This window comes from Bradyrhizobium sp. JHI2711 (assembly GCF_056156565.1).
Genome location: NZ_JBPZPT010000002.1, coordinates 248,440 through 261,510, shown reverse-complemented (window position 1 = coordinate 261,510; position 13,071 = coordinate 248,440). Strand labels below are relative to the sequence as shown.

The window sequence follows — 13,071 nt, the reverse complement described above, 5'->3', positions numbered from 1 at the left end:
CGCCTATGCGATTGGCTTTATGCGATTGCTTTGGAAGTCTTCCGTGCCTCGCGGCGGAGATAGGCCGCGAGAATGCCGAGCGCCGCCGGCGTCATCCCGTCGATCCGGCCGGCCTGGCCGACGGTGAACGGTCGTGCCTTCTCCAGCTTGGCGCGCACTTCATTGGAGAGACCGGGCACGAGCTGGTAATCGACATCCGCCAGCACCATGCCCTCGTCGCGCCGGAAGGCTTCGACGTCGGCGCTCTGGCGCTCCAGGTAGACGTCGTACTTGGCGTCGATCTCGAGATGGGTCGCGATGAGGGGATCGATGGCCGACAGCTCAGGCCAGATCGCGCGGACCTGGCTCCAGCCGATCTCCGGATAGGCCATCAGCTCGAACGCCGAGCGGCGTTGGCCGTCCCGGTTCAGCGACAGCCCGTGCTTGATGGCTTCGTTCGGGGTGATGGTCAGGGACTTCGACAACGTCCGGGCAGCGTTCAGGGCGTCCATCTTGGCGCGATGATGCCTGATGCGGGCGCTGCCGACACATCCCAGAGCGATCCCTTTCTCGGTCAGACGCTGGTCGGCATTGTCGGCCCGCAGGGTCAGCCGGTACTCGGCCCTGGAGGTGAACATGCGATAGGGCTCGCTGATCCCGCGGGTTACGAGGTCGTCGATCATCACACCGAGATAGCCGTCGGCACGGTCGAACACGGTGAGCGCGGCACCGCTGGCCGAGAGCGCGGCATTCAGGCCGGCGACGATGCCCTGCCCGGCGGCTTCCTCATATCCGGTGGTGCCATTGATCTGCCCGGCCAGGAAGAGACCACGCAGACGCTTGGTCTGGAGGGTCGGATCGAGCTCGCGGGGATCGATGTGGTCGTATTCGATGGCGTAGCCGGGACGGACCATCCTCACCCGCTCCAGGCCGGGGATGCTGGCGAGGATCGCGAGCTGGACCTCTTCGGGAAGCGAGGTCGAGATGCCGTTGGGATAGACGGTCGTGTCGTCGAGCCCTTCCGGCTCCAGAAAGATCTGGTGACCGTCGCGGTCGCCGAAGCGGACGATCTTGTCCTCGATCGAGGGGCAATAGCGCGGTCCGGAGCTCTTGATCTGGCCGGAGTACATCGGAGAGCGATGGACATTGGCCCGGATCACCTCATGGGTCGCGACCGTGGTCCGGGTGATCCCGCACTGGATCTGCGGCGTCGTGATCCGCTCGGTCATCACCGAGAACGGCTCCGGCGGCTCGTCGCCGGGCTGCATCTCGACTGCGGACCAGTCGATGGTAGTGCCGTCGAGACGCGGCGGCGTCCCGGTCTTGAGGCGTCCGAGGGTAAAGCCGGCACGCTCGAAGGAGCTGGAAAGGCCCATTGCAGGTGCCTCGCCGACGCGGCCGGCGGGCCAGTTCTTCTCACCGAGATGGATGAGACCGCGAAGGAAAGTGCCGGTGGTGACGACAACGGCCCCTGCCCGGAGCTCCCGGCCGTCGGCAAGACGCAGTCCCGTCACCCTGCTATCGGTCACGACTAGCTCGTCGGCTTCGCCCTCGATGACGGAAAGGCCTTCGGTCTGGCGGATCGCCGCCTGCATCGCCGCCGCATAGAGTTTTCGGTCGGCCTGGGCTCGGGGTCCACGTACAGCAGGACCTTTCCGGCGATTGAGAACGCGAAACTGGATGCCGCCGGCATCGCTCACACGGCCCATCAGGCCGTCGAGCGCATCGACCTCGCGGACCAGATGCCCTTTGCCGAGCCCGCCGATGGCGGGATTGCAGGACATCGCGCCAACGGTCGAGAAACGGTGCGTTACCAGAGCGGTCGTCGCACCCATCCGGGCAGACGCAGCCGCGGCCTCACAGCCGGCGTGGCCGCCGCCGATGATGATGACGTCGAAGCTCTCTCGCTCTGTTCGCATGGACGGACTTCTAGCTTAGCGGCGAGAAAGCCGGAAGTAGAAACTCTGCGGGCCGTGTTTCACGTGAAACAAGCGCGGGCCCAGGGCGGCAGCACTTTCGCGAAAACAACCCCATGCACAGTAGGAGGGGCATTGAGCCACATCGCGTTTCACGTGAAACGGAACGGGGCCTAATTCCACGACCATCGAACACAACCCCCGATACGTCCCATTGTCTCTTTGGCGGAGCTGCCAGTCGAACGCGGGGCAACCGCGTCATACTCCGTCATTGCGAGCGCAGCGAAGCAATCCAGAGTCTCGCGGCGGAGACAGTCTGGATTGCTTCGTCGCAAGGGCTCCTCGCAATGACCAGACTCGAAGCACGGCCGTCGCCTCGGCGCTCTCGCTGTAGATGGGAACGGCCGACCGACACGGGCCCCCGGCGCTGTTTCACGTGAAACGACCAGAAACCACCGTGCGGAACCGGAACCCCCGTTTCACGTGAAACAGAAGAAATGGAACAAGGGCCAGTTCTACAATGAAGAACTAGCGCTACTTTCCGATGCAGAACTTCTGGAAGATGGCCCCAAGGACGTCCTCGACGTCTACCCGGCCCAAGAGCCGGCCCAAGGCATAGGCGGCCGCCCGCAGCTCTTCGGCCGCGAGCTCCTCACCGTGTTCTACAAGGTCCAGACTCCGGCGCAAGCTGGCTGAGGCCCGGCTCAACAATTCGCGCTGGCGCGCCCGGGTCACCATGGCGCCCTCGGTGGTTCCGAAGAACTCCGAAGCGAATTTCACCAGGGCCTCGACCAGCTCAGGCATGCCGTCGCCCCGGCTTGCCGAGATCCCGAACTCGCTCGGCCTGGCTCCTTCGCCACCGCCGAGATCGATCTTGTTGCGCACGATCCAGACCGAGCCGCCGGGCGAAGCAGCGCCGGCCGCCGATGTCCAGCGCGAGCGCGTTGTATCAGGATCGACGGCTTGTCCGCCCTCCACCAGCCACAGCACCAGGTCGGCGTCCTCGGCGCGCGCGCGGGCGCGGCGCACGCCTTCCTGCTCGACCGGATCCTCGGTCTCGCGGATGCCAGCGGTGTCGATGACCGTGACGGGATAGCCGTCGAGGTCGAGCTGCACCTCGATGACGTCGCGCGTCGTGCCGGCATGCGGCGAGACGATCGCGACCTCGCGGCGCGCGAGCTGGTTGATCAGCGTCGACTTGCCAACATTCGGCTCGCCGGCGATGGCAACGACAAGGCCCTCGCGCAGCCGTTCAGAATGCCCCTGTGCCGCAAGCACTTTCGCGATTTCATCGTGAAGCGCTCTGATCGCTTTCACCGCCGGCGCCCGCAGCTCCGCCGGCACGTCGCCTTCATCGGAAAAATCGATGCCGGCCTCGATCAGCGCGGAGGCCTCGATGATGCGCTCGCGCCATTCGCGCGCGCGGTCGCCAAGCAGGCCCTGGAATTGGCGCAGCGCTTGGCGGCGCTGGCGGTCGGTGTCGGCGTGAATGAGGTCGTCGAGCCCCTCGGCCTCGGTCAGGTCGAGCTTGCCATTCTCGAAGGCGCGGCGCGTGAACTCGCCGGGGTCGGCCGCACGCGTATTCGGGATATCGGAAATTGCAGCGAAGAGCGCCGCGAGCACCGCCCGGCCGCCATGAACGTGAAACTCGGCAACATCCTCGCCGGTGGCGCTGGCCGGTCCTGGAAACCAGAGCACGACCGCATCGTCGATCGGCTGGCCCGCCCCGTCCCGGAGTAGCCGACGGCTCGCTTGTCGCGGCGCCGGCAGCCGGCCCGCAAGCGCCGTCAGCGCGGCGCCGGCTTGCGAGCCGGAGACGCGGACCACGGCGATCGCGCTGGGCGCCCGCCCGGATGACAGCGCGAAAATGGTCTGGTCTCGCGGATGCATAGCCTATTTGTCCGGCTGCGGCCGAAAACGCAAACGTCCGTTTCTCGCGATCGAGAGCAACCGGATTTGCTGCACCAGGTTCTGCAGCAAATCGATTTTGCACCGCAATATAACCGCAGCATTCTGCTGCAGTTGGCCTGATCGCAGGAGGAGGCCGACTAGGATTTCAAGAATTACCTTTCAATATCAACAGTTTAGTGAGAAACCTAGGTTGGGCATCGGCTGCCACTCATGCTGCACCTTCGCTGCAGCAAAGCCGCAACAAAAAGGGGCGCCCGAAGGCGCCCCAAAATTCTTTGTTGCAGTGCACTCAGGTGTTCATGGAGTCGAAGAACTCCGAATTGCTCTTGGTCGAGCGCAGCTTGTCGAGCAGGAAGTCGATCGCGTCCATCGTCCCCATCGGATTGAGGATGCGGCGGAGCACGTACATCTTCTTGAGCACCTGCGGATCGGTGATGAGCTCCTCCTTGCGGGTGCCGGAGCGCGAGATATCGATCGCCGGGAAGGTGCGCTTGTCCGAGACCTTACGGTCCAGGATCAGTTCGGAGTTACCGGTGCCCTTGAACTCTTCGAAGATGACTTCGTCCATGCGGCTGCCGGTATCGACCAGCGCGGTCGCGATGATGGTCAGGGAGCCGCCCTCCTCAATGTTGCGGGCCGCGCCGAAGAAGCGCTTCGGACGCTGCAGCGCGTTGGCGTCGACACCGCCGGTCAGCACCTTGCCGGATGACGGCACCACGGTGTTGTAGGCGCGGCCGAGGCGCGTGATCGAATCGAGCAGGATCACGACGTCGCGACCGTGCTCGACCAGGCGTTTTGCCTTCTCGATCACCATCTCGGCGACCTGGACGTGGCGCACCGCCGGCTCGTCGAAGGTCGAGGACACGACCTCGCCCTTCACCGAGCGCTGCATGTCCGTGACTTCTTCCGGACGCTCGTCGATCAAGAGCACGATCAAATAGCATTCGGGGTGATTGTGCGTGATCGAATGCGCGATGTTCTGCATCAGCACGGTTTTACCGGTACGCGGCGGTGCCACGATCAAGGCGCGCTGGCCCTTGCCGATGGGCGCGACGATGTCGATCACGCGTGCAGACAGGTCTTTCCGCGTGGGATCGTCGATCTCCATGCGGAAACGCTGATTCGGAAACAGCGGCGTGAGGTTGTCGAAATTGACCTTGTGCTTGGCCTTTTCCGGATCCTCGAAATTGAGCGTGTTGACCTTCAGCAGCGCGAAGTAGCGCTCGCCCTCTTTCGGGCTGCGGATGTGACCTTCGATGGTGTCGCCGGTGCGCAGGCCGAAACGGCGGATCTGCGAGGGCGACACGTAGATGTCGTCAGGACCCGGCAGATAATTCGCGTCGGGCGAGCGGAGAAAGCCGAAGCCGTCGGAGAGAACTTCCACGACGCCCTGGCCGACAATATCGGTCTCGGCGAGCGCCAGCTGCTTGAGGATGGCGAATAGCAGCTCCTGCTTGCGCATGGTGCTGGCATTCTCGACCCCATTCTCCTCCGCGAACGAGACGAGCTCGGCCGGCGTTTTGGACTTGAGGTCTTCGAGTTTGATTTCCCGCATTGGGGTGGTCCTGTGGGGTAACCTGAAAAGAGGGGGTGCGAGGAGGCTCTGAAATGCGGACGCGAGCAGGTGCAGGTAAGGTCCGCAGGTCTGGCAAGGTGAACGCCGGTGAGGCTTCAATCCTGATGCGGGGTCCGGCCTCTGGAAGGCTCGGACACAACCACATCCGCCTGCGTTGGGTGGGATATCGATAATATAGAAAATCGCCTAGCGCTCCGCAAGCCGAAGCGCTGAGCGAATCGTCGCGCAGTTTGCCTAGAACGGCTTCACGATCACCATGATAACGATGAAAATCATCAGGACGGTCGGCACCTCGTTGATAATCCGATAGAATTTCTGGCCTCGCGGGCGACGATCGGCGGCGAAATCCTTGACCCAGCGTGAAAAATAGCCGTGGACCGCCGAGAGCACGAGGACCAGTGCCAGTTTGACGTGCAGCCAGCCGAACGAGAACCAATGCCCGGACCAGGCGAGATAGAGCCCGGCGAGCCAGGTGACCATCATCGCGGGGTTGATGATCGCCTTGAGCAGCCGGCGTTCCATCACCTTGAACGTCTCCGACTGCTTCGAGCCGATTTCGGCCTCGCAGTGATAGACGAACAGCCGCGGCAGGTAGAGCATGCCGGCCATCCAGGAGATGACGGCGATCACGTGCAGCGCCTTGATCCAGAGATAGACGTCTTCGAACATTTTCGGGGGTCCGGCTTGCTGCCCAGCGCGGGGAACGCTGGGGATAGTAAGAACCCGTTAAGGTCTTACCCCGCACACATATCCCTCCGTAGCGCCTTCCTCAAATCTAGAATCTTAGATTCTTAAGGTTTGAGTCTATGTGACCGTGGATTGGACTCACGCAATTCCGTCCGCGCGTTCACGCGCGCTTGTTCACATCCATCCACATATTCCGGACAGCCTTTGTCGACTTCCGATAAGTCAGCCGGCTTCAAAGGCTTGCGCGATTGTATCGGCAGCTTATCAAGGGACTTGTCCGCGCAATCCCGCTTCCCTCTCGGCGAGGCGTCGGATTTGTCCTGACCGGCAGCGGTGTGAAGAAAATCACGCCTTGTCCCGCCCCTGGTGTCGCACATCCCTTTCCGAGAGGTTAAGCTCCACAGAAATCCACAAACCACCCCAACGAAATTCAAAGGGTTTTTGTGCCGACCTCGAACAATTATTTCCATCTCCACCTGGTCTCGGACTCCACGGGTGAGACGCTCATCACCGTGGCGCGCGCGGTCGCGGCCCAATACGCCAACGTGACGCCGGTCGAGCACGTCTATCCGCTGGTGCGCAGCCAGAAGCAGCTCGACCGCGTGCTTGATGAGATCGAGGAAGCGCCAGGGATCGTGCTGTTCACGCTGCTCGAGAAGGATCTGGTCGCCAGACTCGAGGATAAGTGCAAGCAGATCAATGTTCCGAGCCTGTCGATCATCGGACCGGTGATGCAGCTGTTCGAGGCCTATCTGGGAGCAGCGACCACCGGCCGTGTCGGCGCCCAGCACGTGCTCAACGCGGAATATTTCAAGCGCATCGATGCCTTGAACTACACGATGATCCATGACGACGGTCAGCATGTCGAAGGTCTCGACGAGGCAGACGTGGTACTGGTCGGGGTGTCCCGGACATCGAAGACGCCGACATCGATCTATCTCGCCAATCGCGGCATTCGCACCGCCAACGTGCCGCTGGTGCCGGGCATTCCGGTGCCCCCGCAATTGGAGACGCTGACGCGGCCGCTGGTGGTCAGCCTGCACGCGACGCCGGAACGCCTGATTCAGATCCGGCAGAACCGCCTGCTGTCCATGGGCGCCGAGTCCAGCAGCGGTAGCGATACCTACACCGACAAGCAGTCGGTCACGGAGGAGGTCGCGTTCGCGCGCAAGCTGAGCGCCAAGCATGACTGGCCGCTGCTGGACGTCACGCGCCGCTCAATCGAGGAAACCGCGGCGGCGATCATGAAGCTGTATAGCGATCGCCAGCGCAACCGGCCGTCCGAGTAAGTGTCGCCGATGAGTCTGTGGCGCGGCAAAAGTCCGTTGATCCTGGCCTCGCAAAGCAGCGCGCGCAAAATGCTGCTGGGCGATGCCGGGCTCGACTTCGAAGCCGTCACCGCCGATATCGACGAGCGTGGCATCCAGGCCGCGTCAAAGCTCTCCAACCCGCGCGAGATTGCCCTGCTGCTGGCCCGCGAAAAGGCCAAGGCTGTTTCTGCCTGTTATCCCGGACATTATGTGATCGGCGCCGACCAGACGCTGGCGCTTGGGAGCCGTCTCTTCAATAAGCCGGCAGGCCGCACCCAGGCGCTGGCGCAATTGCGCGATCTCGCCGGTCAGACGCACGAGCTGAATTCCGCCGTCGCCGTGGCGCAGGATGGCAGGATTCTCTTCGAGGACGTTTCCGTGGCGCGCATGACCATGCGGGGAATGAGCGAAGCCGATCTTTCGGCCTATCTCGACGCCGCGGGCGACGCTGTGACCAGAAGCGTCGGCGCCTATCAGCTCGAGGGCCTCGGCATCCATCTGTTCGAGCGCATCGAGGGCGACCATTTCACCATTCTCGGCCTGCCGCTGCTGCCGCTGCTTGCGTATCTGCGCAGCGAGCAGCTAATTGCGGTGTAGATGCGAGAGAAGGCTGGGTGCTGATGCGAATTCTCGGACTGACCGGCTCGATCGGGATGGGCAAATCCACCACCGCGACATTGTTCGCGGAGGCCGGCGTCCCCGTCTACGACGCCGATGCCGCCGTGCATCAGCTCTATGAGGGCGAGGCCGCTCCCGCGATCGAGGCCGCCTTCCCCGGCACCACCGCGAATGGCAAGGTCGACCGGCAAAAGCTGTCGGCGCGTGTCGTGCACGATCCCGCCGCGATCAAGCAGCTCGAGCAGATCGTTCATCCCATGCTCGGCGCGTCCCGGCAGAAATTCTTTGCCGACGCCGAGGCCGCCAAGGCGCCGGTCGTGGTGCTGGACATCCCGCTGCTGTTCGAGACCGGCGGCGAGAAGCGGGTCGATGCCGTGGTCGTGGTCTCGACCTCGCCCGAGCTGCAGCGCCAGCGGGTGCTGGCGCGCGGCACGATGGACGAGGCCAAGCTCGATGCCATCATCGCCAAGCAGATGCCGGATGCCGAGAAGCGCAAGCGGGCCGATTTCGTGGTGGATACCTCACACGGACTTGACCCCGTACGGGCCCAAATCGCGCACATCCTGGCCGAGGTCGTTAAGATGCCGCAGCGGCGGACCTGATTCGCCGCCTCACACGGCTTCCAAGAGACATGCGCGAAATCGTCCTCGACACCGAAACCACCGGCCTCGATCCGCTGCGCGGCGATCGGTTGGTCGAGATCGGCTGCGTCGAGATCTTCAACCGCATGCCGACCGGACAGACGTATCACGTCTACATCAACCCCGAGCGGGACATGCCGGCGGAAGCGTTTGCGGTACACGGATTGTCGTCCGAATTCCTGGCGACCAAGCCGTTGTTCCACGAGGTCGCCGACGACTTTCTGGCGTTCATCGGCGACGCCCCGCTGGTGATCCACAACGCCTCGTTCGACATCGGCTTCATCAACGCCGAGCTCGACCGCATCAAGCGCGCTGCGATCCCGCGCGAGCGCCTGGTCGATACGCTGCTGCTGGCGCGTCGCAAGCATCCCGGCGTGTCCAACCGGCTCGACGATCTCTGCTCGCGCTATTCGATCGACAATTCACACCGTACCAAGCACGGCGCGCTGCTGGACGCCGAGCTGCTCGCCGAGGTCTATGTCGATCTGGTTGGAGCGCGGCAGTCGCAGCTGCTGCTGGCCTCGGACGCCGAGGAGATCAGGGTCAATAGCGCCGGCGATGCGCCGCGGCGGCAACGCCCGGTGCCGCTCGCGCCGCGGATTTCCGAAGCCGAGCGCGAGGCCCATCGGGCCTTCATCGCAACGCTCGGCGACAAGGCGATCTGGAACGAGTACCTGCCCGCTCCAGTCGCGCTGGCGGCGGCTCAGGCCTGACCGGCCTGTCCGCCCTGAGCGGCCATTTGCCGCTCCATGTTCTGGCGGTACAGACCGACGAAGTCGACCGGATCCAGCATCAGCGGCGGGAACCCGCCATCGCGCACCGCCGTCGCAATGATCTCGCGTGCGAACGGGAACAACAGGCGCGGGCACTCGATCATGACCAGCGGGTGCAGGTTCTCCTTGGGCACGTTGACGATCCGGAACACGCCGGCATAGGCGAGCTCGAACGAGAACATCACTTTACCGGCGGTCTCGGCTTTGCCCTCGACCGACAACGTCACCTCGAATTCCTGTTCACTGAGATTGTTGGCGTTGACGTTGATCTGGATGTTGATCTGCGGCGGCTGGCTCTGCGGCTGCAGCGAGCTCGGCGCGTTGGGATTTTCGAACGAGAGGTCCTTGGTGTATTGCGCCAGCACGTTGAGCTGGGGAGCCTGGGCCGCCTCGGGAGGGGTACCGTTACCGTTGGTCATGAAAGTGTCTCCTTACCCGATTGGGGCTGAATTTCGCGGCGGTTGGCTAACATAGGGCCGGCTCGTTCCACAAGGACGAACGGTCCCGGACCGGGAATTCGGGCCGCAATCGCGCCTTTGACGTTCCTCCTGCCTTTTCCGCGAAATTTCGCCTTAAACGATTGAAGATGCGCCATTTCCGGGCAGGATCGGGTTTCCCCTTAAGCATAAAACGCGCTACACTTGGCGCTGTGCCAAAAGGCGCCATTGGCCGGGCCAGATTTCGTGCCTACATCCCACGGACCTGACGTGGACCCAAAATGGTGATGTAGACTTGCCGTTTCCGTAAGGAACGGTCTACTGGCCGGATTGATTTTCCCGGCAACGAGCCCTGCAAAGACCAGAAAGCGAATACGACGTGGACATCTACACCATCATATTCCTGGCGCTGGCCGTCTTCATCTTCTTGCGGCTGCGTAGCGTGCTGGGGCAGCGCACCGGCAACGAGCGGCCGCCGTTCGATCGCACCGCCGCCCGCAACGCGCTCGGAGGCGCCCAGGACAACAACGTCGTGACCATGCCGGGCAAGGTGATCGACCAGGCCCCGCTGGCGCCGACGGCCGAGCCGACCGCGCCGTCCGATCGCTGGAAGGGGCTGACCGAGCCGGGCACGCCGCTGGCGCAGGGTCTCGATGCCATCGTCGAGAAGGATTCCAGCTTCGACCCGCGCCATTTCCTCTCGGGCGCGCGCGGCGCCTACGAGATGATCGTGCTCGCTTTTGCCAATGGCGACCGCCGCGCGCTGCGCGATCTGTTGTCGTCGGACGTCTATGAAAGCTTCGACGCTGCAATCAAGGAACGCGAGAAGAACGAGCAGAAGACCGAGACGCGCTTCGTGTCGATCGACAAGGCCGAGCTCGTCGGCGCCGAGTTGCGCGATCGCAGTGCGCAGCTCACCGTGCGCTTCGTCTCGCAGATGATCTCGGCCACCCGCGACAAGGCCGGCAACATCGTCGACGGCAGCGCCGACACGGTCGCCGATATCACCGATATCTGGACTTTCGCCCGCGACACCTCCTCTCGCGATCCGAACTGGAAGCTGGTTGGCACCGGAAGCGCGAATTAAGATCTTCCTGAAGAACGGCGCGACGGCGCTTTGCGCAGCTGCCGTCGCGCTGTCGTCGTTTTCGCTCGGCGCCGAGGCGGCGCGGCGTCACCATCGCAGCCACCACCACCATCTGCCGCGAACGCCTGCCGCTCCGCCACGAGCCTTGCCCTATCCGCAGCTCACCCTGCCCTTCGAAATTCCCGGCGCGCAATATCTGCCGCTGGCCTGGGCGGACGTGAAGGGGTGGGGCGACGACAATCATCTCGCCGCGTACAAGACCTTTCGCGCCAGCTGCAAGCCGATCAATGCGCAGAACGGCGAAGCCAAGGCCGAGCCCAAAGCTTTGGGCACATCGCTGGGTGAGCCCTGCCGCGTCGCTAAAACGCTCGATCTCGCCGACGACGGCAAAGCGAAGACCTTCTTCGAGGAGAATTTCACGCCGCTGCGGATCTCGCGGCTCGGCGAGCCCGAAGGCTTCGTCACCGGCTATTACGAGCCGGTGCTGGAGGGGGCGCGCACGCAGTCCGATGTCTACAACGTGCCGGTCTATCGCCGTCCCTCGAACTTGTTTGTGCGCGGCTACAAGCAGGATGCGCTCAGCCTGCCCAACAAGGGCCCGGTCTATCGCAAGATCGGCCGCCGCAAGCTGGTGCCCTATTACGACCGCGGCGAGATCGAGGACGGCAAGATCGCCGGCCGGGGGCTCGAGATCGCCTGGCTGAAGGATCCGACCGATCTGTTGTTCGCGCAGATCCAGGGCTCGGCCCGCATCAAGTTCGACGACGGCAGCTCGGTTCGACTCAATTACGACGCCTATAACGGCTATCCCTACACGGCGGTCGGTCGCATCCTGATCGAGCGCGGCATCATCCCGAGAGAGGAGATGTCGATGCAGAAGATCAGGGAGTGGATGGCGCAGAACCCCGACGGCGCCAAGGAGCTGCGCCGCGCGAACCGCGCCTACATCTTCTTCCGCGAGGTCAACCTCTCCGACAAGGAGGAGGCAGTCGGCGCGCAAGGCATTCCCTTGACCGCGGGGCGCTCCATCGCCGTCGACAAATCGCTGCATGTCTACGGCACGCCGTTCTTCATCGAGGGCGAGCTTCCGATCGAGTCAGAACGCGCCAAGACGCCGTTCCGCCGGCTGATGATCGCGCAGGACACCGGCTCTGCCATCATCGGGCCCGCACGGGCCGATCTGTTTTTCGGCGCCGGCGCGGATGCCGGCCGTGTCTCCGGCCGGCTGCGCCACCCCATGCAATTCGTGATGCTGGTGCCGAAGAGCCTCGATCCCGCCCCGCGCGCCGCGAAGCTGCCGATCCCGGACCCAAGGCCCGCCGAGAAGATCGCAAAGCTGTTTCCGCAGACCGATCCGGCGAAGACCGGCACGCCCGTCGCCGCGGCGGCGCAAGGCAAGACCGAAACAGTCGCCGTCGCCGGCCCGGTTCCGCTGCCGGTGCCGCGTCCCGCGATCGAGCCTGCCCCTGAGCCGCGCCGTCCGGCAAAGAATCGTCCTCATCGCCCGCAATGAAGCGATCGTCCCGTCCGCCCGTGCTGGAGCCTCGCCCCTCGCCGCGCCGTCGCGCGCTGAGCGAGGAGGAGCGCGAGCTGTGGGATCTCGTCGCAAAGCATGTCAAGCCGCTGCGAAAGCATCGCGCGGCCAAGGCGCATGCTATCCCGCGCGCCGAATCTTCGCCCGGGTCCCAGGTGACGAGGACTTCGCCACCGTCAAGGCCGGTTGCCGCTGCACCGGCGCCGCGCGCTGCAAAGCCGTCGATTCCGCCGCTAGCGCCGCTCGGCAAGCGCGAGCGGACCAAGCTGTCGCGCGGCCGCAGCGAGATCGAGGCGCGGCTCGACCTGCACGGCATGACCCAGATGCGCGCCCATCGCGCACTGGCCGGCTTCCTGCACCGCGCCCATCAGGACGGCCTCACCTTCGTGCTCGTCATCACCGGCAAGGGACGCAGCGGCGGCGAAAGCGGCGTGCTCCGCCGCCAAGTGCCGGAATGGCTCAGCCTGCCGGAATTCCGCGCCTTCGTCGTCGGCTTCGAGGAAGCCGCGATCGGCCATGGCGGCGAGGGGGCGCTGTATGTGCGGATCAGGCGGGCGAGAGGGTAGCAGTCTCGGCGCATGCGGCTTCCCTTGCCTCTCCCG

General features: G+C 64.1%; 12 protein-coding genes. 7 read left to right on the top strand and 5 right to left on the bottom strand.

What is annotated here, in order from left to right; translation table 11 throughout:
- Window positions 1-17: 17 nt before the first annotated feature.
- The 4 genes from mnmG to hemJ form a co-directional block, all read right to left on the bottom strand.
- Entirely contained in the window at window positions 18-1,898 is a 1,881-nt protein-coding gene (gene mnmG / locus ACTEK7_RS13775; RefSeq protein WP_225148204.1) for a tRNA uridine-5-carboxymethylaminomethyl(34) synthesis enzyme MnmG, read from the bottom strand.
- 531 nt (window positions 1,899-2,429) lie between these two features.
- Window positions 2,430-3,785, bottom strand: coding sequence for a tRNA uridine-5-carboxymethylaminomethyl(34) synthesis GTPase MnmE (gene mnmE / locus ACTEK7_RS13770; RefSeq protein ID WP_225148203.1), 1,356 nt, complete (start codon window positions 3,783-3,785; stop codon window positions 2,430-2,432).
- 310 nt (window positions 3,786-4,095) lie between these two features.
- Window positions 4,096-5,361 carry a transcription termination factor Rho gene (gene rho, locus ACTEK7_RS13765; RefSeq protein WP_008133567.1) on the bottom strand — a complete coding sequence of 422 codons (1,266 nt, stop codon included), beginning with the start codon at window positions 5,359-5,361 and terminating at the stop codon, window positions 4,096-4,098.
- A 255-nt stretch (window positions 5,362-5,616) separates the two neighbouring features.
- Window positions 5,617-6,051 (bottom strand): protoporphyrinogen oxidase HemJ, encoded by a 435-nt coding sequence (gene hemJ, locus ACTEK7_RS13760; protein WP_225148202.1) that lies wholly within the window; start codon window positions 6,049-6,051, stop codon window positions 5,617-5,619.
- Window positions 6,052-6,512: 461 nt separating this feature from the next.
- Here hemJ and ACTEK7_RS13755 point away from each other — a divergent pair, with 461 nt between their 5' ends.
- Genes ACTEK7_RS13755 through dnaQ form a run of 4 tightly spaced genes read left to right on the top strand, consistent with a single transcriptional unit; the run spans window position 6,513 to window position 9,351 of the window.
- Window positions 6,513-7,358: a pyruvate, water dikinase regulatory protein gene (locus tag ACTEK7_RS13755; RefSeq protein ID WP_036003121.1), complete on the top strand. Its 846-nt coding sequence runs from the start codon at window positions 6,513-6,515 to the stop codon at window positions 7,356-7,358.
- 9 nt (window positions 7,359-7,367) lie between these two features.
- Complete coding sequence (locus ACTEK7_RS13750; RefSeq protein WP_057025980.1) at window positions 7,368-7,976, top strand: Maf family nucleotide pyrophosphatase; 609 nt, start codon at window positions 7,368-7,370, stop codon at window positions 7,974-7,976.
- A 23-nt stretch (window positions 7,977-7,999) separates the two neighbouring features.
- On the top strand, window positions 8,000-8,599 hold the full coding sequence (gene coaE / locus ACTEK7_RS13745; protein WP_036024292.1) for a dephospho-CoA kinase: 600 nt from the start codon (window positions 8,000-8,002) through the stop codon (window positions 8,597-8,599).
- Between the two features lie 29 nt (window positions 8,600-8,628).
- Window positions 8,629-9,351 (top strand): DNA polymerase III subunit epsilon, encoded by a 723-nt coding sequence (gene dnaQ, locus ACTEK7_RS13740; protein WP_036024295.1) that lies wholly within the window; start codon window positions 8,629-8,631, stop codon window positions 9,349-9,351.
- On the opposite strand, the gene secB is transcribed toward dnaQ, so the two are convergent.
- Window positions 9,342-9,830: a protein-export chaperone SecB gene (secB, locus tag ACTEK7_RS13735; protein ID WP_036003132.1), complete on the bottom strand. Its 489-nt coding sequence runs from the start codon at window positions 9,828-9,830 to the stop codon at window positions 9,342-9,344. The genes dnaQ and secB overlap by 10 nt on opposite strands.
- 397 nt (window positions 9,831-10,227) lie before the next feature.
- Between secB and ACTEK7_RS13730 the strand changes: the two genes are divergently transcribed.
- From ACTEK7_RS13730 to ACTEK7_RS13720, 3 genes are read left to right on the top strand one after another with little or no spacing between them, the layout of a single operon-like run.
- The gene (locus ACTEK7_RS13730; protein WP_036003134.1) at window positions 10,228-10,935 is read left to right on the top strand and encodes a Tim44/TimA family putative adaptor protein; all 708 of its coding nucleotides are present in this window, start codon (window positions 10,228-10,230) and stop codon (window positions 10,933-10,935) included.
- Window positions 10,913-12,448, top strand: coding sequence for a murein transglycosylase A (gene mltA / locus ACTEK7_RS13725; RefSeq protein WP_225113150.1), 1,536 nt, complete (start codon window positions 10,913-10,915; stop codon window positions 12,446-12,448). Before ACTEK7_RS13730 ends, mltA begins: the two co-directional genes overlap by 23 nt.
- On the top strand, window positions 12,445-13,035 hold the full coding sequence (locus ACTEK7_RS13720) for a Smr/MutS family protein (protein ID WP_225135512.1): 591 nt from the start codon (window positions 12,445-12,447) through the stop codon (window positions 13,033-13,035). Before mltA ends, ACTEK7_RS13720 begins: the two co-directional genes overlap by 4 nt.
- Window positions 13,036-13,071 lie beyond the last annotated feature (36 nt).

What these genes read in the sequence shown, in the direction of transcription:
- mnmG (WP_225148204.1), bottom strand. Translation starts at nt 1,898, where the DNA reads ATGCGAACAGAGCGAGAGAGCTTCGACGTCATCATCATCGGCGGCGGC.
- mnmE (WP_225148203.1), bottom strand. Translation starts at nt 3,785, where the DNA reads ATGCATCCGCGAGACCAGACCATTTTCGCGCTGTCATCCGGGCGGGCG.
- rho (WP_008133567.1), bottom strand. Translation starts at nt 5,361, where the DNA reads ATGCGGGAAATCAAACTCGAAGACCTCAAGTCCAAAACGCCGGCCGAG.
- hemJ (WP_225148202.1), bottom strand. Translation starts at nt 6,051, where the DNA reads ATGTTCGAAGACGTCTATCTCTGGATCAAGGCGCTGCACGTGATCGCC.
- ACTEK7_RS13750 (WP_057025980.1), top strand. Translation starts at nt 7,368, where the DNA reads ATGAGTCTGTGGCGCGGCAAAAGTCCGTTGATCCTGGCCTCGCAAAGC.
- coaE (WP_036024292.1), top strand. Translation starts at nt 8,000, where the DNA reads ATGCGAATTCTCGGACTGACCGGCTCGATCGGGATGGGCAAATCCACC.
- dnaQ (WP_036024295.1), top strand. Translation starts at nt 8,629, where the DNA reads ATGCGCGAAATCGTCCTCGACACCGAAACCACCGGCCTCGATCCGCTG.
- secB (WP_036003132.1), bottom strand. Translation starts at nt 9,830, where the DNA reads ATGACCAACGGTAACGGTACCCCTCCCGAGGCGGCCCAGGCTCCCCAG.
- ACTEK7_RS13720 (WP_225135512.1), top strand. Translation starts at nt 12,445, where the DNA reads ATGAAGCGATCGTCCCGTCCGCCCGTGCTGGAGCCTCGCCCCTCGCCG.